Here is a 23,734-nt window from a genome sequence, read left to right as displayed (position 1 = left end):
GATCATTCCACCACATGCGGATACCTCGTCGGTTTGTCGCGCACAGGTTCGCGGCCGGTGAACAGGCCGGCCAGGCCGTGCATCAGCCAGATCGCGTAGGCGAGCAGCACGTACAGCATCGAGAACGCGGCAGCCGGCACCAGCCACGCGCGGCGGTGATGGATCGCACTGATCACCGCCAGCAGCATGACGATGCCGATCCAGAACACTGGCATCACCGAGAGGGCCAGGCCGCCAGGCCCGTGCAGCAGGGCCGTACCAAACCAGACCTGCAGCGACAGCACGATGCCGGCCAGCGCGAGCAGCATCATCGGCAGGATGCTGAACAGGCCGAAACGGGTCAGCAGCAGGCTGCGATGCAGGCGCATGCACACCGCGTAGCCGACGATCCAGCGCCGCCAGCGCCGCCATTCTTCCACCAGCGTGTTGCATTCCTGCGGGTAGACCACGCAGCGCACGCTCTGGCGGACACGGTAGCCCTGCGCGACCAGCGACCAGGACATGTCCAGGTCTTCCACGCGGGTGCGGTCGGAGAAGCCGACCTTGCGCAGCACCGAGGTGCGGAACAGGCCACACGAACCGGAAACGATGAACGGTGCGCCGCCGAGCCACTGCTGGAAGCTGCGCTTGATGACGATCATCGGCAGCTTCAGGCTGGCGCGTACATGCGGCAGGAAGCCGGCACCCTGCAGGCTGGACGAGGGCACGCCACCGACCGCATCGGCACCGCGTTCGATCTCGTCCAGCAGGTGGCCCAGGCCATGGCCGCGCGGATCGATATGGGTGTCGGCGTCGGTCAGGAACACCTGATCGGCGGTGGCGTGCTGCAGGCCATGCATCAGCGCGCCGCCCTTGCCGGTGTTGGCCTGGTGTACCGCCACCAGGCGCTCGGGCCAGCGCGCCTGTAGTGCATCGAGTACCTGGGCCGTGTTGTCGGTGGAACCATCGTTCACGCAGATCACCCGCGCCACGTAGGGGTTCTGCAGCAGGCTGGTCAACGAACGCTCCAGGCAGGGGGCTTCGTTGTAGGCCGGCACGATCGCATCGATGCTGTACAGCCGCGTGCTGGGGCGACGCGAGACCTGCATGCACACGCGCACCAGGATGAAGGCACACATGACCAGGAACAGCAGCGTCTTCATCACAGCACCAACCGGTAGGGCTGGAAGCCCTCGCTGGGGCCGATGCCGATCTGCTGGCCGCGGAACTGCGCATGGCAGCGCAGGTGGCTTTCCTGCATGTAGTGGCGATCGCCCTGGCTGGCGTGCTCGCGCAGTGCGCGGATCTTAAGCTCCAGCTGTGCGCTGATGTCCTCGAACACCTGCGGTGCGAACTGCGGCAGGGTGCTGGGACTCTCGTAGCAGAGGATCTGCGGGATATGGCGGCAGGCGATGATCGACGCTTCGTGGACGGTGCGGTGGTCCTGGTGATGATCCTCGCCGCACATCGTGTAGATGCGATGCGGTGCGATCTGCGCGCAGGCCTGCTCGATCGCCGCGACGATGTCGTTGCGGCAGGCGGGAAAGCGCGTATCCGGGAAATCCTGCTGGATCACCTCGGTCACACCCAGACGGCGCAACGCGCGGTGCGATTCGTCACTGCGGTCGATGCCGGCATGGCAGCCACGGCCGCCACGGCTGAGCACCAATGCATGGATGCGCGAGCCGGCGCGGGCGAGCTTGGCCAGGCTGCCACCGCAACCGAGCTCGATGTCGTCGGGGTGGGCACCGATTGCCAGAATGTCGAGAACCATGGCCGTGTCCTTGCGGAAACCAAGAGGGCAGCGGGCAGGTGGAGCGTCCCGCGTGAAGAAGGCGGGCACTATCGCAACGTGAGCGCAGCGCAGCGCTAGGAGGAATACGAAATGTGGCCGGACAGGCCACAATGCTTACCCATGCCGGGGCAAATGAAAGCAGCGATGACGATGCAACTTTCGGAACTGAAGGACGAGCTGGCACGGTTCGGCGCCGAAAACGACGCGCATGAAACCGAGCGCGGTCGGCGCATGCTCAACATCACGCCGGACACCGGTGAATTCCTGTCGGTGCTGGTGCGCTTCGGCAATGCGCGTCGGGTGCTGGAGATCGGCACCTCCAACGGCTATTCCACGCTGTGGCTGGCCGAAGCCGCAGCCGCCATCGATGGCCACGTGACCACGCTGGAATACGCCGAGGACAAGGTGGCGATGGCGCGTGCCACCTTCGCGCGCAGTGGCCTGGCCGGGTACATCACGCTGGTGCAGGGCGATGCCGGGCAGTGGTTGACGCAGGCCGCCGATGCCAGCATCGATCTGCTGTTCCTCGATTCGGACCGCGAACAATACGCCGGCTGGTGGCCGCAGCTGCGCCGCGTGCTGCGTCCGGGTGGCCTGCTGGTGGTGGACAACGCCACCTCGCACGCCACGCAGATGGAGCCGTTGCGGATGCTGCTGGACGCTGATCCGGACTTCAGCACCAGCCTGGTCCCGGTGGGCAATGGCGAGCTGCTGGCCGTGCGCAACGCCTGACCGCCGCGCCTGCCTACCTGGGGTCAGATCCCTTTTCCACAGGAAAAGGGATCTGACCCCGATCAGGGCACCCGTATAATCCCGCGGTGAGCACCGAACCTGACACCCTCGCCGCGGTCGAGACCGAAACCGCGCCCCTGCAGCTGCTGCACCTGGATGAGCGCCTGGCCGTGGTCAACAAGCCGGCCGGGCTGATGGTCCACGACAGCAAGCTGGCCCGTGGCGAAGATGATTTCCTGGCCGACCGCCTGCGCGAGCAGCTGGGGCGGCCGATCTTCCTCGTGCATCGCCTGGACCGGGCCACCAGTGGCTGCCTGCTGCTGGCCTTCGACCGCGAGACCGCCAGTGCGCTGGGCAAGGCGCTGATGGGGGGTGAAGTGGCCAAGGACTACCTGACGGTCTGCCGTGGCTGGCCGGCCGAGCTGTCCTGGCGAGTGGACCATGATCTGGACGGTGGGCCGGGCAAGCCGGTGAAGAAGCCGGCGATCACCGATTTCCAGCGGCTGGCCACCGGCGAGCTGTCGGTGCCGGTGGGTGAATTCACCAGCTCACGCTACGCATTGCTGCGCTGCCAGCCGCAGACCGGGCGCTTCCGGCAGATCCGCCGGCACCTCAAGCATCTCTCGCATCACATGATCGGCGACACCAGCCACGGTGATGGCCGCCACAACCGGATCTTCCGCATGCAGGGCGTGCACCGCATGCTGCTGCACGCCGAGCGCCTGCGCTTTCCGCATCCGGACGGTGACAGCGTGGATGTCAGTGCGCCGCTGGATCGCGAATTCCAGAAGGCGCTGGACCTGTTCGGCTGGCAGGTGGACGCCGTTTGACGCCCACGCGGTCGAGGGGTCAGAGCCCTTTCCCGCCGGGAAAGGGATCCGACCCCGCCGAGGTCACTTCTTTTCCGGCTCGTTGACGATCGCTTCCAGGTCTTTCTGCAGGTCCGCGAACAGCGGCTGCATGCGCGCCTGGATCGCCACCACCACGTTCTGCATCAGTGCCGGGGTCTTGTCCAGCAGGCTCTGGCCGGCCGGGCTCTCGTAGAACTCGGCCATCGCCAGCACGTCTTCCTTGCTGAAGGTCTTCTTGTACAGGTCCACGTACATCGGCCGCAGCTGCTGCCAGGACATCGCCTGGCGCAGGGTCTGGCTGGTCCGGGCCTGGATCCGCTTCAGCTGTTCCTGCTGCTGGGCATTGAGCTGGCGCTGCGCGGCCACCTGCTGGAACTGCTGCTGCTGCATGGCTTCGATCTGCGGCACCATGGTGTCGATCATGCTCTGCGCTCGCGAGGCCGACAGCAGGCGGTTGATGTCGCCGTCGGTCGGCGGGGCGGCCAGGGCCGGAACGCTGGCCACGGCCAGCGCCAGCAGCAGGGCGGCGCGGCGCAGCAGGGACGGCAGGGCGGGTGCGAAGCGGGTCATGCGGGGCTTCCTGCGGTACATGGGACGGCCAGCATACCCGCAGCCAAGGCGAAGGCGGCGTGTTCGGTACCTGATCGGCGGCATACGGGGCGCGATGCCGCACTCCGCCGCGTGCCTGCCGCTACAATGCGCGGATGGGCAGTGGACCGGTCACCATCAGCGCGCAGCTTGAAATCCCCGACGGCGAGATCGTCGAGCGGTTCGTGCGTGCCAGTGGCGCCGGTGGCCAGAACGTCAACAAGGTCTCCACCGCGGTGGAACTGCGTTTCGACGTCGCCAACTCGCCCTCGTTGCCCGAACCGTTGCGCGCGCGCCTGCTGGCGCGGCGTGACCGGCGCATGACCGGCGAAGGCGTGCTGGTCATCGACGCGCAGCGTTTCCGCACCCAGGATCGCAATCGCGAGGATGCGCGCGAGCGGCTGGCGGCCTTCATCCAGGCCGGGCTGAGCGTGCCCAAACCGCGCAAGGCCACCAAGCCGACCCTCGGGTCGAAACTGCGTCGTCTGGACGCCAAACGCGGGCGCGCGCAGATCAAGCGCGGGCGCTCATCACGTGACTGGGAGTGATTGCTTGAACAACCCGACTTCGTTGCTGCCGGCCGTGCCGCCGCAGATGCCGCAGGTCAAACCCAACGCCTTCCTGCGCTGGCTGGCGCGCTGCACCCTGCGCATGGGTGGCTGGAAGGTGACCGGCACCCTGCCTGACATCCCCCGGCTGGTCTTCATCATCGCTCCGCACTCGTCCAACTGGGACGGCCTGTGGGGCATGGCGGCGAAGATCGCGCTGGGCATGAAGGTGAAGGTGCTGGGCAAGGCCTCGCTGTTCTGGTGGCCGCTGGGCCCGCTGCTGCACAAGCTGGGCGTGATCCCGCTGGACCGCAGCTCGCCGCAGGGCACCGTCGGCCAGGCCGTGGACCTGCTGCGCAACAACGAGAAGATGTGGTTCGCCATCACCCCCGAGGGCACCCGCAAGGCCGTGAAGGACTGGAAGGCCGGTTTCCTGAAGATCGCCCGGATGGCCGACGTGCCGATCCTGGCCGCGTATTTCCACTACCCGGAAAAGACCATCGGCATCGGCCCGCTGTTCACGCCGACCGGCGACGACGTGGCCGACATGGCCGCCATCCGCGAGTTCTACCGGCCGTGGATCGGCAAGACCCGCGGCACGGTCTGAGCCGGCCGTAGGCCGCCGCGTAGACGCCACGTCCGGCACATGCCGGGCGAGCGCGACAGGAGTAGGGTGGAGGGCTGGTATCCCGTACCGTCTGCCCAAGGAGCGTTTCACATGTCGCGTACCGTAGTCCTGGCCGCCGCCATCAGCCTGGCGCTGGCGGCCTGTTCCGGCAAGGAGTCCACCCCCGTGTCCGAAGCCCAGAAGACCCCGGCCCAGCAGCCGGCCGAAGCCTCCACCAATCCGCTGCTGAGTGCGAGCACGCTGCCGTTCCAGGCTCCGCAGTTCGACAAGATCAAGGACAGCGACTACCTGCCGGCGTTCGAAGAAGGCATGCGCCAGCACCTGGCCGACGTGCGCAAGATCGCCGACAGCAGTGAGCCGGCCACCTTCGACAACACCATCGTGGCGATGGAGCGCAGCGGCGAGACCCTGACCCGCGTGTCGCGCATCTTCTTCGGCCTGGTCCAGGCCGATACCAACGATGCGCGCCAGAAGATCCAGGAAGAAGTGGCGCCGAAGCTGGCCGCGCACCAGGACGAGATCAACCTCGATCCGAAGCTGTTCGCGCGCGTGAAGTCGCTGTACGACCAGCGTGACACGCTGGAGCTGGACCCGGTGCAGAAGCGCCTGGTCGAGCACTACTACGACGGCCTGGTGCGCGCCGGTGCGCAGCTGTCCGACGCCGACAAGGCGACCCTGCGCAAGCTCAACGTGGAAGAGACCACCCTCTCCACCCAGTTCCACACCCGCCTGGTGGCCGCCACCGCTGCTGCTGCCGTCGTCGTCGACGACAAGGCCAAGCTGGCCGGCCTGGACGAGGACGCGATCAACAACGCTGCGGCGGCTGCCAAGGAGCGCAAGCTGGATGGCAAGTTCCTGCTGCCGCTGCAGAACACCACCCAGCAGCCGGTACTCGGCTCGCTGAGCGACCGTGACCAGCGTGCCGCCGTGCTGAAGGCCTCGGAAACCCGCGCCGAGCGCGGCGATGCCAATGACACCCGGCAGACCGTGCAGCGCCTGGCCCAGCTGCGTGCGCAGAAGGCCAAGCTGCTCGGCTTCGACACCTTTGCCGATTACCAGCTGGGCGACCAGATGGCCAAGACCCCGGCCGCCGCGCTGAAGCTGCTGACCGACACCGTGCCGGCCGCCACCGCCAAGGCCCGTGCCGAAGCCGGCGAGATCCAGAAGGTGATCGACGCGCAGAAGGGTGGATTCCAGGTCGCCGCTTCGGACTGGGACTTCTACGCCGAGCAGGTGCGCAAGGCCAAGTACGATCTGGACGAGTCGCAGATCAAGCCGTACTTCGAACTGGACAACGTGCTGCAGAACGGCGTCTTCTACGCCGCCACCCAGCTGTACGGCATCACCTTCAAGCCGCGTACCGACATTCCAACCTACAACCCGGACATGAAGGTGTACGAAGTGTTCGACAAGGACGGCACCTCGCTGGCCCTGTTCTACACCGACTACTTCAAGCGTGACAGCAAGTCCGGCGGCGCCTGGATGGACGTGTTCGTCGAACAGGATGGCCTGACCGGTGCCAAGCCGGTGGTCTACAACGTCTGCAACTTCACCAAGCCGGCCGCCGGCCAGCCTGCGCTGATCAGCTTCGACGACGTCACCACCATGTTCCATGAGTTCGGCCATGCGCTGCACGGCATGTTCTCGAACGTGAAGTACCCGTCGATCGCCGGCACCGCCACCTCGCGCGACTTCGTCGAGTTCCCGTCGCAGTTCAACGAGCACTGGGCGCTGGACCCGAAGGTGTTCGCGCACTACGCCAAGCACTACAAGACCGGCGAGGCGATGCCGCAGGAGCTGGTCGACAAGATCCTCAAGGCGCGCAGCTTCAACCAGGGCTACGCGACCACCGAGTACCTGTCGGCCGCACTGCTGGACCTGGCCTGGCACACGCAGAAGGCCGATGCGCCGCTGCAGGATGTCGGCGCCTTTGAAGCCAGCGCGCTGAAGAAGTTCAAGGTCGACCTGCCGCAGGTGCCGCCGCGCTACCGCACCACCTACTTCGACCACATCTGGGGTGGCGGTTACTCGGCCGGTTACTACGCCTACTTCTGGGCCGAAGTGCTGGACCATGACGCCTACCAGTGGTTCACCGAACACGGTGGCCTGACCGCGGCCAACGGCCAGGAATTCCGCGACAAGATCCTCTCGCGCGGCAACAGCGTGGAGCTGTCGACCCTGTACCGCGATTTCCGCGGCAAGGATCCGTCGGTGGAACCGCTGCTGAAGTTCCGCGGCCTGAAGTAAGAAAGCGAAAACGGCGGGGGCAACCCCGCCGTTTTCCTTTTGCGTCGATGCCATCGATGAATTCTGCAGTTACCGCTCATCCACGCATGGCGTGGATCTACTGCAGATCGCAGGAATCTGTCGAAGGTGGGGTGGGTCCGGTTGCGGGGGTATCCGCGCCATGGATGGCGCGGCTAAGCCTCCATGGACGGATTCACGGCGTCCCCCGCAAGTGGGCCCACCCCGCCATCCCACGGAAATCCAGCCTTTGCTGTCGCTGTTGAGGTTGCCGGCCAGCGGCCGGCACTACCTACCGGGTGCCGGGCGCAGCCCGGCCATCACGTGCCTACGTGCACGCGGTTCGCCTGCTCGGCCAGTCCCAGGTGATCCAGCGCGATATCCAGCGCCAGTACATAGCTCTGCGCGCCATACCCCGCGGCGATGCCCAAGCGCTGGCCGACGCCGGCCGGCAGGCACGGCTCGGCCACTGCACCGTCGTCATGCACTTCCACATAGGCGTTGTGCAGGTAGGGCAGCAGGCGCTGCAGGCGCAGGCTGTTGGCACATGCACCCGGGTCAAGCAGGGTCACGTCGCCGCGGCTGTGGTCGGCCACGCGTAGCGCATCGAGCAGTTCCTGCTCCGAACCACAGGCACGGATCGCCACGCTGGTCCCTGCGTCGATCGCCCGATGCACCAGCGACTTCAGTACCGGCGCCGGCAGGGGCATCGCGGTGCGGATCAGTGCGCCGGCGGCTTCCGGGCCGCGGATGATGAAGATCGACATGGCTCAGCCCTCCTGCGCCAGGCGGCGGCCAACGATGGCCAGCGACAACGGGTAACCGGCCTGCTGGCTGCGCTGGTCGACCACCACGGCGGCGGGGCCGTGCTGCAGGCGCAGGCGAACATCCAGACCCGGCTCGCTAGGCGATTGCAGCTCGATGTACTGCGCCGGCAGCCGTTCCAGTGCTGCCTGCAGCGCGCCACCTTCGGCCTGCCATTGCGCTTCGTCGGCGGTACCGACATCCAGCAGTACCCAGTCGGCCGACCGCGCCTGCGGCTGGCAAAGGCACTGGCGTACCTCGGACAGGTTGGCGCAGTCGCTGCACAGCACGCGATGGCCGGCCAGCTGCGCCGGCAGCTGCGGGCGCGGCGCCGACGAAGATGCGTGGCGGATCACCAGGAGGGTCATACAACACCTTGCGGAATGCGCCCTGTGGCGCGGTGGGCACACGATGCGCGTGCTGCCCGTAAAGGTGCGATGCCCGCGGCCGGGCCGGGGCGTAAAACCTGCGTAACCCGTGTCCGGCGCTACCGGGAACCTGCGGCGCCTGCATGTGGTCTGATACCGCTACCACCTACCCGGAGCCTGTCATGGATGCTGTTGCCCGCCCTCCCTTTTCCGAACGCGCGCTGGTCTGGCTGAAGAAGGAAGCATTGCCGCTGCTGGTGATGCTCGGCCTGCTCGCCGCCGCCCGCGATACCCTGGCCAACCACTACGTGGTGCCCAGCGGCTCGATGCAGCCGACCCTGCAGCCCGGCGACCGGGTAGTGGTGGACATGCGCGCCTATGGCCTGCGCCTGCCGTTCACCGGCAAGGAACTGATGTCCACCGGCGTTCCGCAGCGCGGTGAAGTGGCGGTGTTCGATTCACCGGCCGACGGCACCCGCCTGATCAAGCGCGTGGCGGCGGTGGCCGGTGACCATGTGCAGATGCGCGAGGGCCATCTGAGCATCAACGGCCAGCCGCTGCAGATCGCCGACCTGCAGGACGTGGAAGCCTTCGGCGAGCGCCGTGCCCGCCTCGACCTGGACATGGGCGGCGGTCCGGACATCGCCGACCTGGTGGTGCCGGCCGGCAAGGTGCTGGTGCTGGGTGACCACCGTGGCAACAGCTTCGACGGCCGCTTCTTCGGTTTCGTCGACGCCGACAAGCTCTACGGCCGCGCCGTGGCGGTGTACTACCGTCGTGGCGACGGCTTCGAGTGGCAGCGGCTGTAAGCTGAATTGATACTTCTCGTGTATCAATCATGATCTATCAGGTTATGGATCGACTGGATCGACGGGCCTAGTCTGAGGCCCGTTCCCTCCCATGCCCGGCCGTCCCCACCGGCCCCTCGATCCCATGACTGGCGAAACCGCGGCGGCCGTCGAACGCCGCCCCCACACTGTTGATTCCAGCGCCGAGACCCGCATCCAGCAGGGCACGCCGGCCTTCCGCCGCACCGCGCTGGCGCTGTTCCTGGCCGGCTTTTCCACCTTCGGCCTGCTGTACACCGTGCAGCCGCTGCTGCCCGAGTTCAGCCGTCACTTCGGCGTGTCCGCAGCTGGCAGCGCGATGTCGTTGTCGCTGACCACCGGCACGCTGGCGGTGGCGATGCTGCTGGCCGGCCTGCTGTCCGATGCGGTCGGTCGCCGCCCGTTGATGATCGCTGCGCTGCTGGCCTCGGCCATGCTGTCGCTGAGCACGGCGCTGGTGGATGACTGGACCACGCTGCTGGTGCTGCGCACCCTGCTTGGCCTGGCGCTGAGCGGCGTGCCGGCGGTGGCGATGACCTACCTGGTGGAGGAAATGGACAGCCGCGCGCTGGGCCTGGCGATGGGCCTGTACATCGGCGGCAACGCCATCGGTGGCATGAGCGGGCGCCTGCTGGCCGGCATCATCGCCGACCATTGGGGCTGGCGCTGGGGCATCGGCGTGGTCTCGATCATCGCCATCGCCAGTACCGTGCTGCTGTGGCTGCAGCTGCCACCGTCGCGGCATTTCCATGCACGTCGCGGCGGCCTGCGCCAATTGCCGTCGCGCTGGCGCACGCTGTTCGCCGACCCGGGCCTGCCGTGGCTGTTCGCTACCTCGTTCGTGCTGATGGGCGTGTTCGTCACCCTCTACAACTACCTGGGCTACCACCTGCTGGCGCCGCCGTACCATCTCAGCCAGACCGTGGTCGGCCTGATCTTCAGCGTCTATCTGGTGGGCACCTTCAGCTCGGCGTGGATGGGCCAGCAGGCCACGCGCTACGGCCGCGGCCGCATCCTGTCGATCTCGTTTGCGTTGATCGGCGCCGGCATCGCGCTATTGGCACTGTCGTGGTTGAGCACGATGGCGCTGGGTATCGCACTGGTGACCTTTGGCTTCTTCGGTGGCCACTCGGTGGCCAGCAGCTGGGTCGGCAGCCGCGCCGGTGCGATGCGCGCCGAAGCCTCGGCGCTGTACCTGTTCGCCTATTACCTGGGTTCGAGCGTGCTCGGTGGTGTGGGCGGCCTGGCTTATGCGGCGTGGGATTGGCTGGGTGTGTGCCTGTTCGCCGCCGTGCTGACCCTGATCGGCGGTGGCATTGTCTGGGCGCTGCAGCAGCGCGCCCCGCAGCCGGTGACGGCGTGAATCACCGCGTACGGTAGTGCCGGCCGCTGGCCGGCTACCCCACCTGGGTCCGCATGCCGGCCAGCGGCCGGCACTACCGGGTGGATTGCACGCTTACCCTTCGGCGAACGCTTCACGCAGCAGCCCGGCGAAATTGCGGATCAACGGCGTCACACCCTCGCGGTGCCACGCCAGCTGCACTTCCGAATGCGCACCAGCATCGGCCAGCGCGACGAAGCGCGCGCCCTCCACGCGGATGTGATCGCAGGACGACGGCAGGATCGCCGCACCCAGGCCGGCGGCGGCCAGACTGATCAGGGTCGAGGCCTCACCGGCCTCCTGCACGATGCGCGGGGTGAACCCGGCGGCCGCGCACAACGCGATCATGTGGTCATGGATGCCCGCACCGGCGCTGCGGCGGAACGCCACGAACGGTTCCTGCGCGAAGTCGCGCAGCGACAGCGTGCCCTGCGCCGAGAGCCTGCGCAGGGCAGGGTGGTCGGCATGCACGATCAACGCCAGTGGATCGACGAACAGGCTGTGCGCCACCAGCTCTGGTGGCAGCGCGCGCTTGCGGATGATGCCCACGTCCAGTGAACCGTCGAGCAGCGCATCAATCTGCTGCAGGGTGTTCATCTCGCTCAGCTGCAGCCGCACCTGCGGATAGCGTTGGCGGTACTGCAGGATCGAGCGCGGAATCTGCGGCGACAGTGGCGTCGCGCGGGTCAGCCCGATGCGCAGCTCACCCTGCTCACCGCGCTGCGCGCGCTGGACTTCGTCCACCGCCGTTTCCACCTGCTGCACGATGGCCCGCGCACGTTCCTGCAGCAGCTCGCCCGCCGGCGTCAGCTGCACACGACGATGGCTGCGCACGAACAGGCGCGCACCGATCAGGTCTTCCAGCTGGCGGATCTGCTGGCTGAGCGGCGGCTGCGACATACCCAGCCGCTCCGCCGCCTGGCCGAAGTGCAGCGTGTCGGCGACGGCAAGGAAGTAGCGAAGATGGCGGAGTTCGATGGACATGGGTGCAGTCTATTCATCGCCGGTGGGAAATGGGGTCAGATCCGTTTTCCTGCGGAAAACGGATCTGACCCCGGTCACCCGTCATCCACGCATGGCGTGGATCTATCGTGCCGACCAACGGTCGGCACCCACCAACAGCAGCGACCAACTGTCAGAGGCGGGGCGGTGTGGGTGGGCAGGACCGTTGGCGCCATGGATGGCGCCATCGAGCCCCCATGGATGGGTTTACGGCGTGTCCTGCCCACCCACACTGCCCCGCCATCCCACCGAATGCCAGCTTTTGACGTTGACGTTGACGTTGCTTCGGCTTCGGCAGGTGCAGGGCGCAGCCCTGCCGCACACCCTCACCGCTCCGAATGCCCGCTCTGGTCATAATCGCGCGGGCTGAACAACTCCGGCTGGATCAGCTCGATGAACGCCCGCGCCTGCGCCGACAACGCCTTGCCCCGGCGCACGATCACCCCGTAACTGCGTTCCGGGAACCAGCGCTTCATCGACCGCGCCGCCAGCCGCTCGCGATCGGCCTCGTTCAGGCACAGCGCCGGCACGATGGAAATACCCATGCCCATCGCCACGTACTGCTTGATCACCTCCCAGCCGCCCACCTCCAGCGCCACGGTGTAGGCGATGCGGTGGCGCTGGAACACCTGGTCCACCAGGCGGTAGGTGATCTGCCGCTTCGGTGGCAGCACCAGTGGATAGCGGGCGATGTCGGCCAGTTCCAGTTCGCCGCCGCTGGCCAGCGGATGGTCGTGCGGTGCGATCAGCACCTGCTCGAAGCGGTAGGCCGGCGCGTAGCTGAGGTCGGCCGGCACATCGGTCATCGAGCCGATCGCCAGGTCGGCGGCGTCCTCGCGCAGCAGGTCGGTGCCATCAGCGCTGATCGCGTTGTGCAGGGTCAGGCGCACGTCCGGATGATGCAGGCGGAAGCGTTCGACGATCTTCGGCAGCAGGTACAGGATGGTCGAGCTGTTGGCGGCGATGTTCAGCTCGCCCGCGTCCAGGCCACGCACCTTGTCGCGGAAACGCGCCTCCAGCCCGTCCAGGTTCTCCACCAGCGGCTGTGCCATTTCGTACAGCAGCTGGCCCTCGCGGCTGGGCACCAGGCGGCGCCCGCTGCGCTCGAACAACGGCACCCCCAGCTCCCGTTCCAGCGCCTGCAACTGCAGGCTGATCGCCGGCTGGCTGACGAAAAGTGCCTCAGCCGCCCGTGAGACCGAGCCCAGGCGCACCGTCTGGCAGAACGCGCGCAGTGGCTTCAGCCGGTCGGATTTGTAGGAAAAACGCGGACTTGGCGGGGTGCGTGTGGTCATCGCGTCACAAGTATTAGCACAATTTATGTAGAACATTGCAAAAACTGTTTTGCCAAATACTCGGCACCAGCGGCACCGTGGAGACGTTCCCCCACCGCTGGAGTCGCCCCATGTCCGCCGTCGCTTCCGCTGTTCCCACCCCCGCCAGCAAGGCCACCCCCGGCATCGCCCTGGCGACCCGTGTGGCCGGCCAGGACACCGTGCTGCCGGCGCCGTTGCTGGCCCTGCTGGTGTCGCTGCACCGCGCGGTGGAACCGGGCCGGCAGGCACGGCTGCAGGCACGCCGCGAACGCCAGGCGTTCTTCGACCAGGGCGGCCTGCCGGATTTCCGCGAAGACACCGCCGCCATCCGCAGCGGCGACTGGACCGTCGCGCCGCTGCCGGAGGCATTGCAGGACCGCCGCGTCGAGATCACCGGCCCGACCGACCCGAAGATGGTCATCAACGCGCTGAACTCCGGCGCCAAGGTGTTCATGGCCGACTTCGAGGATTCGACCTCGCCGACCTGGCGCAACCTGCTGGCCGGCCAGCAGTCGCTGGCCGCCGCGGTGCGTGGTGATCTCGAATACACCGCACCCAATGGAAAGCACTACCGCCTGCGCCCGTACGACGAGCAGGCGGTGCTGATCGTGCGCCCGCGTGGCTGGCACCTGGACGAGAAGCACGTGCGCATCGATGGCCAGTTCATCGCTGGTGGCCTGTTCGACGCGGCGGTGTTCGCCTTCCACAACGCCCGCACCCTGCAGGCGAAGGACCGTGGCCCGTACTTCTACCTGCCCAAGCTGCAGAGCATGGAGGAAGCGGCGCTGTGGGAAACCGCGCTGTCGCACATCGAAGGCATGCTCGGCCTGCCGCACGGGCAGATCAAGGTGACCGTGCTGATCGAAACGCTGCCGGCGGTGTTCGAGATGGATGAGATCCTGCACGCGCTGCGCGACCGCATCGTCGGCCTGAACTGCGGGCGCTGGGACTACATCTTCTCGTACCTGAAGACCTTCCGCCGCCACGCCGACCGCGTGCTGCCCGAGCGCGGCCAGGTGACCATGACCCAGCCGTTCCTGAAGGCGTATTCGGAGCTGCTGATCCAGACCTGCCATCGCCGCGGTGCGCATGCGATGGGCGGCATGGCCGCGCAGATCCCGATCAACAACGATGCCGCTGCCAACGAACAGGCGATGGCCCGCGTGCGCGCCGACAAGCTGCGCGAAGTGACCGCTGGCCACGATGGCACCTGGGTCGCGCATCCGGCGCTGATTCCGGTGGCGATGGCGATCTTCGACGAACACATGCCCGGTGCGAACCAGCACAGCGTGCTGCGCCAGGATGTGCGCGTCGGCCGCGACGAACTGATCGCACGGCCGCCCGGCACCATCACCCGCGCCGGCTTCGAAGGCAATGTGGAAGTCTGCGTGCGCTACCTGGCGGCATGGCTGGATGGCAACGGCTGCGTGCCGATCCACCACCTGATGGAGGACGCGGCCACCGCCGAGATCAGCCGCAGCCAGCTGTGGCAGTGGCTGCATACGCCGGGCCAGCAGCTGGACGACGGCACCGCCATCGACCTGGCCCTGCTGGATGCCACGCTGGCGCAGCTGCCGGCACGGCTGGGTGACACCACCGCGCTGCCCGGTGGCGCACGCATCGGCGAGGCCATCGCCCTGCTCGGCGAACTGAGCCGCAGCGACGAACTGACCGATTTCCTGACCCTGCCGGCCTACGCGCGCATCGACTGATCGCCGCCCGCGTTTCCCGCCGTTTCCCTCCCCGCTGCACGCACGAACCGAACTGGAGAAAGACATGAGCAAGCTGCCCACTGCCGAACAGATCCAGCACGACTGGGATACCAACCCGCGTTGGGAAGGCATCCAGCGCAACTACAGCGCCGCTGACGTGGTGCGCCTGCGCGGCACCGTCCACATCGAGCATTCGCTGGCCCGCCTGGGTGCGGAGAAGCTGTGGGCGTCGCTGCATGAGCGCGAGTTCGTCAACGCGCTGGGTGCATTGACCGGCAACCAGGCCATGCAGCAGGTCAAGGCCGGCCTGAAGGCGATCTACCTGTCCGGTTGGCAGGTGGCGGCCGATGCCAACCTGGCCGGGCAGATGTACCCGGACCAGTCGCTGTACCCGGCCGATTCGGTGCCGGCGGTGGTCAAGCGCATCAACAACACGCTGCTGCGCGCCGATCAGCTGCACCACGCCGAAGGCAAGGACGACATCGATTTCCTGCAGCCGATCGTGGCCGATGCGGAAGCCGGTTTCGGCGGCGTGCTCAATGCGTTCGAACTGATGAAGGCGATGATCGAGGCCGGTGCCGCCGGCGTGCATTTCGAAGACCAGCTGGCCTCGGTGAAGAAGTGCGGCCACATGGGCGGCAAGGTGCTGGTGCCGACCCGTGAGGCGATCGAGAAGCTCAACGCCGCGCGCCTGGCCGCCGACGTGCTGGGCGTGCCGACCCTGCTGGTGGCACGTACCGATGCCGAAGCCGCGGATCTGCTGACCAGCGACATCGATGGCAATGACAAGCCGTTTGCCACCGGCGAGCGCACGGTGGAAGGCTTCTACAAGACCCGCAACGGCCTGGACCAGGCGATCAGCCGTGGCCTGGCCTACGCGCCCTACGCCGACCTGGTGTGGTGCGAGACCGGCAAGCCGGACCTGGAGTTCGCACGGAAATTCGCCGAGGCGATCCATGCGAAGTTCCCGGGCAAGCTGCTGGCCTACAACTGCTCGCCCAGCTTCAACTGGAAGAAGAACCTGGACGACGCCACCATTGCCAGGTTCCAGCGCGAACTGGGCAGCTACGGCTACAAGTTCCAGTTCATCACCCTGGCCGGCTTCCACGCGCTGAACTACGGCATGTTCAACCTGGCCCACGGCTACGCACGCCGGCAGATGAGCGCGTTCGTGGAACTGCAGGAAGCCGAGTTCGAAGCGGCCGAGCGCGGCTTCACTGCGGTCAAGCACCAGCGCGAGGTCGGTACCGGCTACTTCGATGCGGTGACCCAGGCGATCCAGCAGGGCCAGTCGTCGACCACCGCGCTGACCGGCTCGACCGAGGAGGAGCAGTTCCACGGCGGGCGCAGCGAACGCGCGGCGTGATGCGGTAGCGCCGGCCGCTGGCCGGCAACCCGTCGATGTTCCAGGAGTCCACATGGTTGCCGGCCAGCGGCCGGCACTACCGGGCCTCAGAGCGATCAGGGTGGCCAGGGAAGGGCCAGACAACGCCGGCCGGTCGGGGGACCTGCCGGCGTTGTTGTATCGATGCCAGGGTGCAGCGCGCGGGGAGCGTCAATCAGGCGCACCCCCTGGGCCGGCAACTTGGCCGAAACCCTGTGAAACCCGGCATCGGATTGATCCGGCAGGAGTTTTGCCCGGACACCCGTGACCAGAACGGGCCACCACCGATCTTCACATCAATCAAGATCGGCAGAAGGGTCAAAATGAGATAGGGCGCACAGTTTAAAGCGGTGCTATGCTCCGCGGCTCACCAGGGGACGCTGGCGGCGGGTGCAGGGAATGACCGGCAGGGGTGCGGCCGAGAACAGTGATGTGACGACAGGTATCGCCCGGGTGGCGATGGCCGAGATCGTGCACGCTCTGTTGTCAGATGCCGAGGTGGCATTGTTCGCCAGATTCGCCCGCGCATGCAAGCTCCGTGCCGGACAGTGGCTGTTCCAGCGCGGCCACCGCGGCGAGCGCATGTATGTGATCCTCGAAGGCCAGATCGAACTGGACTTCGGCGAGGACCTGGTGATCAAGACGCTCGGGCAGCACGAGTTCTTCGGAGAACTGGGCCTGCTGGTCGGCGACCACCTGCGCAGCGCCAGCGCGCGCGCGCTGGTCGACTGCGATGTGCTGGAACTGGGGCCGGCTGATTTCCACCGGCTGGTCGAATCCGATCCCGGCCTGGTGGCCTACTTCCTGCGCCGCACGATCATGCGCGTGCTGACCAACGAACAGGCTCTGATCAGCCAGCTGCGCCGGCGCAACCACGATCTGGAAACCGCGCTGGACAACCTGTACATCACCACCCACCAGTTGACCCACACCCGTGAGCTGGTGCGTACCGATGAACTGACCGGGCTGCACAACCGCCGCGGCCTCACCCTGTACCTGCAGGAGTGCCGCGAGCATGCCGAGGGGCCGCCGCAGGCGCTGCTGCTGATCGACTGCGACCGCTTCAAGCAGATCAACGACCGCCACGGCCACCAGGCCGGCGACCGCGTGCTGCAGAGCATGGGCAACATCCTGCGCTCGATGGCCGGCGAACAGGACCTGGCCTGCCGGCTCGGCGGCGATGAGTTCTGCCTGATCCTGCGCCGTGGCAACCACGAGATCGTGCAGCATGCGGCCGAGTTCATCCTCAGCGCGGTGCATGGCCTGCTCGAGCGCAGCCATGGCACGCCGCATGTAAGCCTGGTCAGCATCGGAGCCAGCCTGCTGGCCGCCGACGCGGACTGGAGCGAGTGGTATGCCAGCGCCGACCGGGCGCTGTACCGGGCCAAGCGTGACGGCGGCAACTGCCTGCGCTGGGTGGATGATCCGGACGACCAATAGGGAGATGCAGGCGATGAATGGCGACAACGGAACGTCAGCCCCGCATAGCCCACAGCTACGCGCCCTGCTGTTCACCGATCTGTGTGATTCGCTGCAGCTGGTCGAGCGCATCGGCGATGTGGCAGCGGCGAGCCTGTTCCAGGAACACGACCGCCTGGTGCTGGTGCTGCAGCACCGCTGGAATGGCCAGCTGATCGATCGCTCCGACGGCCTGTTCATGCTGTTCGAGCGCGCCATCGATGCACTGGGCTTCGCCCTGGACTACCAGCGTGAGCTGCACGCGCTGGGCCAGCAGCGCGCGATTGAACTGCGCGCGCGTGCCGGCCTGCACGTGGGTGACGTGCTGACCTGGGAGAACAGTGCCGAGGCAGTCCGTGCCGGTGCCAAGTCGATGGAGGTGGAAGGCCTGGCCAAGCCGATGGCGGCGCGCCTGATGATGCTGGCCCGCCCCGGCCAGATCCTGCTGTCGGCAGTGGCCGAATCACTGACCCGCCGTGCCACCGATGCACTGGGCGAGCGTGGTACGCGCCTGCTGTGGAAATCGCACGGGCGCTGGCGCTTCAAGGGCGTGCCGGTAGTGCAGGAAGTGATCGAAGTGGGCGAGATCGGTTCGGCGCCGCTGCGCATGCCGCGCGCCAATGCCAAGGCGCGCCGCGACCTGCCGCTGTGGCGGCAGCCGCTGGTGCTGGCCGCCGAAGGCCTGGTGCTGGCGGTGGCGGTGCTCGGCGGCTGGCTGCTGCTGCGGCCGGAACCGGCGATCGCGTTCGCTGAGCGCGACTGGGTGGTGCTCGGTGATGTCGACAACCTCACCGGCGATCCGATCTTCGATGACTCGATGCGCCACGCGATCCGGATCGCGCTGGAGCAGTCGCGCTACGTGAACGTGCTGTCGGAGGGCAAGATCCGCGAAAGCCTGGAAATGGCGCGGCTCTCGGGCGATACCCGGTTGAACCGCGATACCGCCGTCGACGTGGCGGTGCGGGAAGGCGCGCGCGCGGTGCTGTTGCCGACCGTGCGGCAGAAGATCGGTGGCTATGAGCTGGCCATCGACGTCGCTGCACCGGGCAGCGGGCAGGTGATCCAGACGTTCACCGCCACCGCGGATCGATCCGATCAGATGGTGTTCGCGGTGGACGACGTGGTCGGGCGCCTGCGGCGTGGACTGGGCGAGTCGGTGGCAAGCCTGGAACAGTCGTTGCCGTTGCCGCGGGCATCGACCCAGGACCTGCGCGCACTGCGTGCATTCGCCCTGGCCGAGAGTGCACTGGGCCAGCGTCGCTTCGAGGAGGCACGCAACCTCTACCAGGCTGCGATCGATATCGATCCTGGTTTTGCCCTGGCCTACATGGGCGTGGCCAAGCTGCATGCGCGCGTCGAGGAAGGGCGGCGCGCGCGCGAAGCCATGCAGCATGCGCTGGACCTGCAGGATCGCCTGCCACCACGCGAGCGGCTGTACCTGAAGGCCTGGATGGCCGAGCTGGAGCCGGGCGGCTGGGCGCTGGAGCAATGGCGCACGCTGGCCAAGGTCTACCCGGATTCGTTCGCGGGGCTGTCCAACACGTCCTGGTACCTGCTGCAGGCCAACCAGTTCAGCGAGGCTGAGCCCTATGCGCGAGCGGCCGCGGTGCCGCAGGACCCCTTGCGGCTGTATCCGCTGGTCCATCTGGTGCGGATACAGATTGCTGCCAACCAACCGCAGCGTGCCGCCGAAACACTGGCCCAGGCGCAGATCCTGCGCGGCCGTGATGACGCCGATGAGACCGGCGTGGATGTGCTGGTGGCGCAGGGGCAGTACGCCAAGGCAGCGAAGCTGTTGCCGCAGATCCATGCCAGCGATGCCCTGCAGCAGCGCATGAAGCTGCGTGCGCAGCTGCTGCTGGCGGCCGCGCAGCGCGACTGCCCGGCGATGCAGCAGGCGATACGCGATGATGCACCGGCGCCGACGCTGGTCGATCTTCAGGTACAGCAGCGCCTGCAGCACGCCAGCGTGGCGGCGTTGTGTTCGGGCGCCGACCGCGCCGAGCTGCAGGCCATCGCAGCGCTGCTGCAGCCGATGCTGCAGGAGCGCGATGATCCCATGCTGCATGCCCGTGGCCTGCAGTGGCTGGCGCTGGTCCATCTGGCGCAGCGCCAGGGCCAGTTCGAGCTGGCCAAGCGCTGGCTGGACGATCAGCGGCCCCTGCTGCGCAGTCTGCGCAGCCCGGTCGCGGACCGCTGGCTACGCATCGTCAGCGCCATGGATGAGCTGCAGATGCAGCGCCCCGAGGCCGCCCGCACCCTGATCGAACCGATGCTGGATGGCAACGAGCCGGTGCAGGCGCGCGTGGTACTGCTGCTCGCACTGCGCGCACAGGGCGATGAAGCCGCCGTGCGTCGTCAGCAGGCGTGGCTGGCCCAGCATCGCGGCCAGGCCATTGCCGAGGTCACTGCCCTGCAGGTGTGGCAACCGCTGAACGTGTATGACGTCTCCACGTGGGCTACGCCGGCCACGGCCGGCGCGCCCTGATGGCGGGTCAGCCGTCGATGCGCTCGCCGACCTTGCCGGCTTCGAAGCAGAACACCACGGTCATGGCCGCCACCGACCCGGACAGGTGGGCCTGCAGCCCGTCACGCACCTGGCTCAGCTCCTCGACCGAGGCCAGGGTGCCGATCTTCATGCAGTCGTTTTCGCCAACGGCACCGTCCAGACCGATCGAGGCCAGGGCCTTGGCCGGCGAAGCGGTGAAGTGGCTGCGGAAGTCGTCGCTGCCGATCAGGTGGTCCAGCAGGGTGCTGGCGTCTGCGGCGGAAAGGCGGGGATGGGTGCTCATGGGGATCGTCCGTAGGTGGAGTTTCTCGTATCGGCCGCGACAGCCTGCCATTGAGGGCCGCGCGTTGCACGTCGCTAAAGTTGGCCGCGCTGCGGTCGTTGCTGCTATGCCGGTTGTGCGGCAGAAGGAAGGAAACCCATGCGCCTGCGCCGCTGCGCCAGCCTGATGTTCGAACCCCGCGAGGCGGTCACCCTGGACCTGCGCGCGATGCTGGCCGGCCATGCCGAGATGGACAGCCAGATCAGCTGGGTGGCGCTGGCCGCCCATCTGGACCAGCCGCTGCCGGTGGACGCCGAGGAGCGCCAGCTGCTGGGCGAGCTCAGCGCGCACCGCTGGAGCGAACCGCCCGCCGATGCCTCCCCGGCCATGCTGGCCCGCCTGGTCGAGCAGGGCCTGCTGCTGACCGACCCGCCCAGCGAGGTGGGGCACCAGATGCGCGACGAGGCGCTACGCCGCAGCCAGTGGTGGCCGCTGGCCGCGTTGGCCCACCGCCATGCGCGCTGGCAGGCCGTGGACAGCGTGGAGGACATGCGTCGGCAGGGGCTGGACACCGCTGCCGGCCTGCGCCAGCGGCTGGGGCCGCCACCGCCGGTGGTACAGCCCATGCGGGGCGACTATCAGCCGCTGCCGCGCAGCGAAGAGGCCGCGTTCGACGCGCTGCTGGCGCGCCGCACCACCTGCCGCAATTTCGACCGGGAGCGCGCGCTGCCGCTGCCGCTGCTGGCCCAGGTGCTTCAGCGCACGCTGATGGCCCACGCGGTGCAGAAGGTCGAGCGCGATACCGAGTTCCTGAAGAAGAACGTGCCTTCCGGTGGCGGCCTGCATCCCACCGAGGGCTTCTTGCTGGTGCAGAACGTGGACGGGCTGTTACCGGGCCTGTATCACTACCACCCGGTGCAGCACGCGGTGCTGCCGCTGCCCTCGCCACCGCCGCAGGCACTGGCTGCGCTGGCGCGGCGGATGCTGTCCGGGCAGGAGTGGTTCGCCGATGCACCGGCGCTGCTGGTGCTGGCGCCGCGCTATGACCGCTGCTTCTGGAAGTACCGCAACCACGCCAAGGCGCACCGTGCGGTGACGCTGGATGTCGGCCACATCTCGCAGCTGCTGTACCTGTGCGCGACCGAGCGTGGGCTGGCGGCGTTCGTCACCGCAGCCATCAACGATGCCGATGTCGATCGTGCCTTCGGGTTCGATGGCATCGGCCAGAGCGCGATGGCCATCTGCGGCCTGGGCTGGCGCAGTGCCACGCTGGACACGGCCGAATTCGATCCCGCTGGTCGGGTGACGGCGGGCGACGACCGCTGAGCGGCCGTCGCCCCGGCGTTCACGCCGCTTCGAAGTCCACCAGCACGGCACCGTCGCCGACCTGGTCGCCGGCCTTGGCGCGGTAGCCTTTCACCGTGCCATCGGCCGGTGCCTGCAGGGTGTGCTCCATCTTCATCGCTTCCAGCACCACCAGCGGCGTACCGCGCTTGACCTCGGTGCCGGCCGCGACCAGCGTGGCCACAATCCTGCCCGGCATCGGCGCCAGCAGGCTGCCGGCGTCGGCCACGGCGTGGTCCGATTCACCCACCGGATCATGCAGGGTGAAGCGGTGCTGGCCGTCGGCGCCGAACAGGTACAGCTGGTCACCGTCGCGCAGCAGCTGCAGTGACCAGCGGCGCTCGCCCAGCTGCACCGCCAGGCCGTGCACATCGGCCGTGCCGATCACCTGTACCGATGCTGCGTCATCGCACTGCACCCGCCAGCCATCGGCCTGCGCCCACACCTTCAGCGTGTGCCTGCGTTCGCCCTGCTGCAGCGGCAACACGCGCGGCGCGGACGCGCCGAGGCGCCAGCCATCCTGTGCTCGCCACGGCGAATGCGGGTCGCGCGCATCGCTGCCGGCGTGCGCGGTGCTGGCCACAGCGGCAACCGCTGCCAGCAGCCACAGCGCGTCGTCGCTGTCGCCCACCGCACTCAACGCGGCCTGCTCGCGTTCGATCAACGCGGTATCCAGCCTGGCGTGCGTGAACGAATCGGTGTTCACCAGCCGGCGCAGGAAGCCGGCATTGGTGGTCACGCCCACCACCTGGCAGTCGGCCAGGGCCTGGCTCATGCGGCGCAGCGCGGCGTCGCGGTCCACGTCCCAGACGATCAGCTTGGCGATCATCGGATCGTAGTACGGCGTGATGCTGTCGCCTTCCTCGACGCCGGTATCCACGCGCACATGGGCCGACGGGGTCGGCAGGCGCAGGCGGCGCAGGGTGCCGGTGGAGGGCAGGAAGCCACGGTCGGCATCTTCGGCGTACAGGCGCGCTTCGATGGCGTGGCCGTGGATGGCCAGCTGGTCCTGGCGCAACGGCAGCGGCAGGCCCGAGGCCACGCGCAGCTGCCACTCCACCAGGTCGGTGCCGGTGATGTATTCGGTGACCGGGTGCTCGACCTGCAGGCGGGTATTCATTTCCATGAAGTAGAAATCGCCGTCCGGGCCGGCGATGAATTCCACCGTGCCGGCACCGACGTAGCCCACCGCGCGCGCGGCATCGACCGCGGCCTTGCCCATCGCAGCACGACGTTCGGGACTCATGCCCGGCGCGGGTGCTTCTTCCAGTACCTTCTGGTGGCGGCGCTGAACCGAGCAGTCGCGCTCGAACAGGTAGACCGCCTCACCGTGGCTGTCGCCGAACACCTGGATCTCGATATGGCGCGGGCGCTCGACATACTTCTCGACCAGCACATGGTCGTTGCCGAACGCCGAGGCCGCCTCGCGCTGGCAGCTGGCCAGCGCATCGACGAAGTCCTCGCTGCGTTCGACCTTGCGCATGCCCTTGCCACCGCCACCGGCGCTGGCCTTGATCAGCACCGGGTAGCCGATGCCATCGGCCTGCGCGCGCAGGAAGTCCGGCGCCTGCTGGTCGCCGTGGTAGCCCGGCGTCAGCGGTACACCGGCCTTGGCCATCAGCGCCTTGGCCGCGCTCTTGTCGCCCATCGCGCGGATGGCGCTGGCCGGCGGCCCGATGAAGGTGATGCCGGCGGCGGCGCAGGCATCGGCGAAGTCGGCGTTCTCGGACAGGAAGCCGTAGCCGGGGTGGATCGCCTGCGCGCCGGTCAGGCGTGCGGCGTCGAGCAGGGCATCGCTGCGCAGGTAGCTCTCACGCGCGGCCGCCGGACCGATGTGGATGGCTTCGTCGGCCAGGCGCACGTGGCGTGCGGTGCGGTCGGCATCGGAATACACCGCCACGGTGGCGATGCCGAGACGGCGGCAGGTGGCGATGACGCGGCAGGCGATCTCGCCGCGGTTGGCGATCAGGACTTTGGTGAACATGGCAACAGGCTCGGTCAT

At 67.7% G+C, this 23,734-nt stretch carries 21 protein-coding genes; 12 read left to right on the top strand and 9 right to left on the bottom strand.

The genetic code is table 11. The features are described from left to right. Nucleotides 1–2: 2 nt before the first annotated feature. Together DFO63_RS15865 and DFO63_RS15860 are read right to left on the bottom strand one after the other, a co-directional pair. Nucleotides 3–1,142 carry a glycosyltransferase family 2 protein gene (locus tag DFO63_RS15865; protein WP_119007337.1) on the bottom strand — a complete coding sequence of 380 codons (1,140 nt, stop codon included), beginning with the start codon at nucleotides 1,140–1,142 and terminating at the stop codon, nucleotides 3–5. Then, nucleotides 1,142–1,753, bottom strand: coding sequence for a PIG-L deacetylase family protein (locus DFO63_RS15860; protein WP_119007336.1), 612 nt, complete (start codon nucleotides 1,751–1,753; stop codon nucleotides 1,142–1,144). The genes DFO63_RS15865 and DFO63_RS15860 overlap by 1 nt, the downstream gene beginning before the upstream one ends. 165 nt (nucleotides 1,754–1,918) lie before the next feature. Between DFO63_RS15860 and DFO63_RS15855 the strand changes: the two genes are divergently transcribed. Together DFO63_RS15855 and DFO63_RS15850 are read left to right on the top strand one after the other, a co-directional pair. Continuing rightward, complete coding sequence (locus tag DFO63_RS15855; protein ID WP_119007335.1) at nucleotides 1,919–2,506, top strand: O-methyltransferase; 588 nt, start codon at nucleotides 1,919–1,921, stop codon at nucleotides 2,504–2,506. An 86-nt stretch (nucleotides 2,507–2,592) separates the two neighbouring features. Beyond that, complete coding sequence (locus tag DFO63_RS15850; RefSeq protein ID WP_101764709.1) at nucleotides 2,593–3,336, top strand: pseudouridine synthase; 744 nt, start codon at nucleotides 2,593–2,595, stop codon at nucleotides 3,334–3,336. Nucleotides 3,337–3,399: 63 nt separating this feature from the next. Here the strand turns inward: DFO63_RS15850 and DFO63_RS15845 are convergent, their stop codons facing one another. Then, nucleotides 3,400–3,948 (bottom strand): DUF2059 domain-containing protein, encoded by a 549-nt coding sequence (locus DFO63_RS15845; RefSeq protein WP_170871738.1) that lies wholly within the window; start codon nucleotides 3,946–3,948, stop codon nucleotides 3,400–3,402. 113 nt (nucleotides 3,949–4,061) lie between these two features. On the opposite strand from DFO63_RS15845, the gene arfB reads away from it, so the two are divergent. The 3 genes from arfB to dcp all read left to right on the top strand — a co-directional run bounded on the left by arfB (nucleotide 4,062) and on the right by dcp (nucleotide 7,368). Then, entirely contained in the window at nucleotides 4,062–4,493 is a 432-nt protein-coding gene (arfB, locus tag DFO63_RS15840) for an alternative ribosome rescue aminoacyl-tRNA hydrolase ArfB (protein WP_005420755.1), read from the top strand. A 4-nt stretch (nucleotides 4,494–4,497) separates the two neighbouring features. After that, entirely contained in the window at nucleotides 4,498–5,100 is a 603-nt protein-coding gene (locus DFO63_RS15835) for a lysophospholipid acyltransferase family protein (protein ID WP_014035575.1), read from the top strand. Nucleotides 5,101–5,211: 111 nt separating this feature from the next. Then, nucleotides 5,212–7,368 (top strand): peptidyl-dipeptidase Dcp, encoded by a 2,157-nt coding sequence (gene dcp, locus DFO63_RS15830; protein ID WP_119007334.1) that lies wholly within the window; start codon nucleotides 5,212–5,214, stop codon nucleotides 7,366–7,368. Between the two features lie 317 nt (nucleotides 7,369–7,685). On the opposite strand, the gene DFO63_RS15820 is transcribed toward dcp, so the two are convergent. Beyond that, entirely contained in the window at nucleotides 7,686–8,132 is a 447-nt protein-coding gene (locus tag DFO63_RS15820; RefSeq protein ID WP_119007333.1) for a 3-dehydroquinate dehydratase, read from the bottom strand. Between the two features lie 3 nt (nucleotides 8,133–8,135). Then, complete coding sequence (locus DFO63_RS15815; RefSeq protein ID WP_119007332.1) at nucleotides 8,136–8,537, bottom strand: hypothetical protein; 402 nt, start codon at nucleotides 8,535–8,537, stop codon at nucleotides 8,136–8,138. A 182-nt stretch (nucleotides 8,538–8,719) separates the two neighbouring features. On the opposite strand from DFO63_RS15815, the gene lepB reads away from it, so the two are divergent. Beyond that, nucleotides 8,720–9,346, top strand: a complete 627-nt coding sequence (gene lepB, locus DFO63_RS15810; protein WP_101764712.1) for a signal peptidase I — start codon at nucleotides 8,720–8,722, stop codon at nucleotides 9,344–9,346. Nucleotides 9,347–9,470: 124 nt separating this feature from the next. Further along, complete coding sequence (locus tag DFO63_RS15805) at nucleotides 9,471–10,727, top strand: MFS transporter (RefSeq protein ID WP_119007331.1); 1,257 nt, start codon at nucleotides 9,471–9,473, stop codon at nucleotides 10,725–10,727. A gap of 93 nt (nucleotides 10,728–10,820) precedes the next feature. Here the strand turns inward: DFO63_RS15805 and DFO63_RS15800 are convergent, their stop codons facing one another. Together DFO63_RS15800 and DFO63_RS15795 are read right to left on the bottom strand one after the other, a co-directional pair. Then, nucleotides 10,821–11,729 carry a LysR family transcriptional regulator gene (locus DFO63_RS15800; protein WP_075675649.1) on the bottom strand — a complete coding sequence of 303 codons (909 nt, stop codon included), beginning with the start codon at nucleotides 11,727–11,729 and terminating at the stop codon, nucleotides 10,821–10,823. 344 nt (nucleotides 11,730–12,073) lie between these two features. Beyond that, nucleotides 12,074–13,042 (bottom strand): LysR family transcriptional regulator, encoded by a 969-nt coding sequence (locus DFO63_RS15795; RefSeq protein WP_119007330.1) that lies wholly within the window; start codon nucleotides 13,040–13,042, stop codon nucleotides 12,074–12,076. A gap of 110 nt (nucleotides 13,043–13,152) precedes the next feature. Between DFO63_RS15795 and aceB the strand changes: the two genes are divergently transcribed. The 4 genes from aceB (at nucleotide 13,153) to DFO63_RS15770 (ending at nucleotide 20,105) form a co-directional block, all read left to right on the top strand. Further along, nucleotides 13,153–14,775, top strand: a complete 1,623-nt coding sequence (gene aceB, locus DFO63_RS15790; protein ID WP_119007329.1) for a malate synthase A — start codon at nucleotides 13,153–13,155, stop codon at nucleotides 14,773–14,775. Nucleotides 14,776–14,839: 64 nt separating this feature from the next. Beyond that, nucleotides 14,840–16,141: an isocitrate lyase gene (aceA, locus tag DFO63_RS15785; protein WP_069118153.1), complete on the top strand. Its 1,302-nt coding sequence runs from the start codon at nucleotides 14,840–14,842 to the stop codon at nucleotides 16,139–16,141. A gap of 417 nt (nucleotides 16,142–16,558) precedes the next feature. After that, complete coding sequence (locus DFO63_RS15775) at nucleotides 16,559–17,599, top strand: GGDEF domain-containing protein (RefSeq protein ID WP_014035584.1); 1,041 nt, start codon at nucleotides 16,559–16,561, stop codon at nucleotides 17,597–17,599. A gap of 13 nt (nucleotides 17,600–17,612) precedes the next feature. Beyond that, nucleotides 17,613–20,105 (top strand): putative peptide modification system cyclase, encoded by a 2,493-nt coding sequence (locus DFO63_RS15770; RefSeq protein WP_259337439.1) that lies wholly within the window; start codon nucleotides 17,613–17,615, stop codon nucleotides 20,103–20,105. A gap of 7 nt (nucleotides 20,106–20,112) precedes the next feature. Here the strand turns inward: DFO63_RS15770 and DFO63_RS15765 are convergent, their stop codons facing one another. Continuing rightward, entirely contained in the window at nucleotides 20,113–20,409 is a 297-nt protein-coding gene (locus DFO63_RS15765) for an NHLP-related RiPP peptide (protein WP_075675645.1), read from the bottom strand. 138 nt (nucleotides 20,410–20,547) lie between these two features. On the opposite strand from DFO63_RS15765, the gene DFO63_RS15760 reads away from it, so the two are divergent. Next, nucleotides 20,548–21,714, top strand: a complete 1,167-nt coding sequence (locus DFO63_RS15760; RefSeq protein ID WP_119007326.1) for a putative peptide maturation dehydrogenase — start codon at nucleotides 20,548–20,550, stop codon at nucleotides 21,712–21,714. A gap of 19 nt (nucleotides 21,715–21,733) precedes the next feature. Here the strand turns inward: DFO63_RS15760 and DFO63_RS15755 are convergent, their stop codons facing one another. After that, nucleotides 21,734–23,716 carry an acetyl/propionyl/methylcrotonyl-CoA carboxylase subunit alpha gene (locus DFO63_RS15755; protein WP_101766366.1) on the bottom strand — a complete coding sequence of 661 codons (1,983 nt, stop codon included), beginning with the start codon at nucleotides 23,714–23,716 and terminating at the stop codon, nucleotides 21,734–21,736. Nucleotides 23,717–23,734 lie beyond the last annotated feature (18 nt).

This window comes from Stenotrophomonas sp. AG209, from assembly GCF_003550055.1.
GTDB lineage: Bacteria > Pseudomonadota > Gammaproteobacteria > Xanthomonadales > Xanthomonadaceae > Stenotrophomonas.
This window is presented reverse-complemented; position numbering and strand designations above follow the sequence as displayed.

Coding starts and splice junctions, on each gene's coding strand:
- DFO63_RS15765 (WP_075675645.1), bottom strand. CDS start 20,409: ATGAGCACCCATCCCCGCCTTTCCGCCGCAGACGCCAGCACCCTGCTG.
- lepB (WP_101764712.1), top strand. CDS start 8,720: ATGGATGCTGTTGCCCGCCCTCCCTTTTCCGAACGCGCGCTGGTCTGG.
- arfB (WP_005420755.1), top strand. CDS start 4,062: ATGGGCAGTGGACCGGTCACCATCAGCGCGCAGCTTGAAATCCCCGAC.
- DFO63_RS15865 (WP_119007337.1), bottom strand. CDS start 1,142: ATGAAGACGCTGCTGTTCCTGGTCATGTGTGCCTTCATCCTGGTGCGC.
- DFO63_RS15775 (WP_014035584.1), top strand. CDS start 16,559: ATGACCGGCAGGGGTGCGGCCGAGAACAGTGATGTGACGACAGGTATC.
- DFO63_RS15860 (WP_119007336.1), bottom strand. CDS start 1,753: ATGGTTCTCGACATTCTGGCAATCGGTGCCCACCCCGACGACATCGAG.
- DFO63_RS15800 (WP_075675649.1), bottom strand. CDS start 11,729: ATGTCCATCGAACTCCGCCATCTTCGCTACTTCCTTGCCGTCGCCGAC.
- DFO63_RS15805 (WP_119007331.1), top strand. CDS start 9,471: ATGACTGGCGAAACCGCGGCGGCCGTCGAACGCCGCCCCCACACTGTT.
- DFO63_RS15770 (WP_259337439.1), top strand. CDS start 17,613: ATGAATGGCGACAACGGAACGTCAGCCCCGCATAGCCCACAGCTACGC.
- dcp (WP_119007334.1), top strand. CDS start 5,212: ATGTCGCGTACCGTAGTCCTGGCCGCCGCCATCAGCCTGGCGCTGGCG.
- DFO63_RS15820 (WP_119007333.1), bottom strand. CDS start 8,132: ATGTCGATCTTCATCATCCGCGGCCCGGAAGCCGCCGGCGCACTGATC.
- aceA (WP_069118153.1), top strand. CDS start 14,840: ATGAGCAAGCTGCCCACTGCCGAACAGATCCAGCACGACTGGGATACC.
- DFO63_RS15815 (WP_119007332.1), bottom strand. CDS start 8,537: ATGACCCTCCTGGTGATCCGCCACGCATCTTCGTCGGCGCCGCGCCCG.
- aceB (WP_119007329.1), top strand. CDS start 13,153: ATGTCCGCCGTCGCTTCCGCTGTTCCCACCCCCGCCAGCAAGGCCACC.
- DFO63_RS15760 (WP_119007326.1), top strand. CDS start 20,548: ATGCGCCTGCGCCGCTGCGCCAGCCTGATGTTCGAACCCCGCGAGGCG.
- DFO63_RS15845 (WP_170871738.1), bottom strand. CDS start 3,948: ATGTACCGCAGGAAGCCCCGCATGACCCGCTTCGCACCCGCCCTGCCG.
- DFO63_RS15855 (WP_119007335.1), top strand. CDS start 1,919: ATGACGATGCAACTTTCGGAACTGAAGGACGAGCTGGCACGGTTCGGC.
- DFO63_RS15755 (WP_101766366.1), bottom strand. CDS start 23,716: ATGTTCACCAAAGTCCTGATCGCCAACCGCGGCGAGATCGCCTGCCGC.
- DFO63_RS15795 (WP_119007330.1), bottom strand. CDS start 13,042: ATGACCACACGCACCCCGCCAAGTCCGCGTTTTTCCTACAAATCCGAC.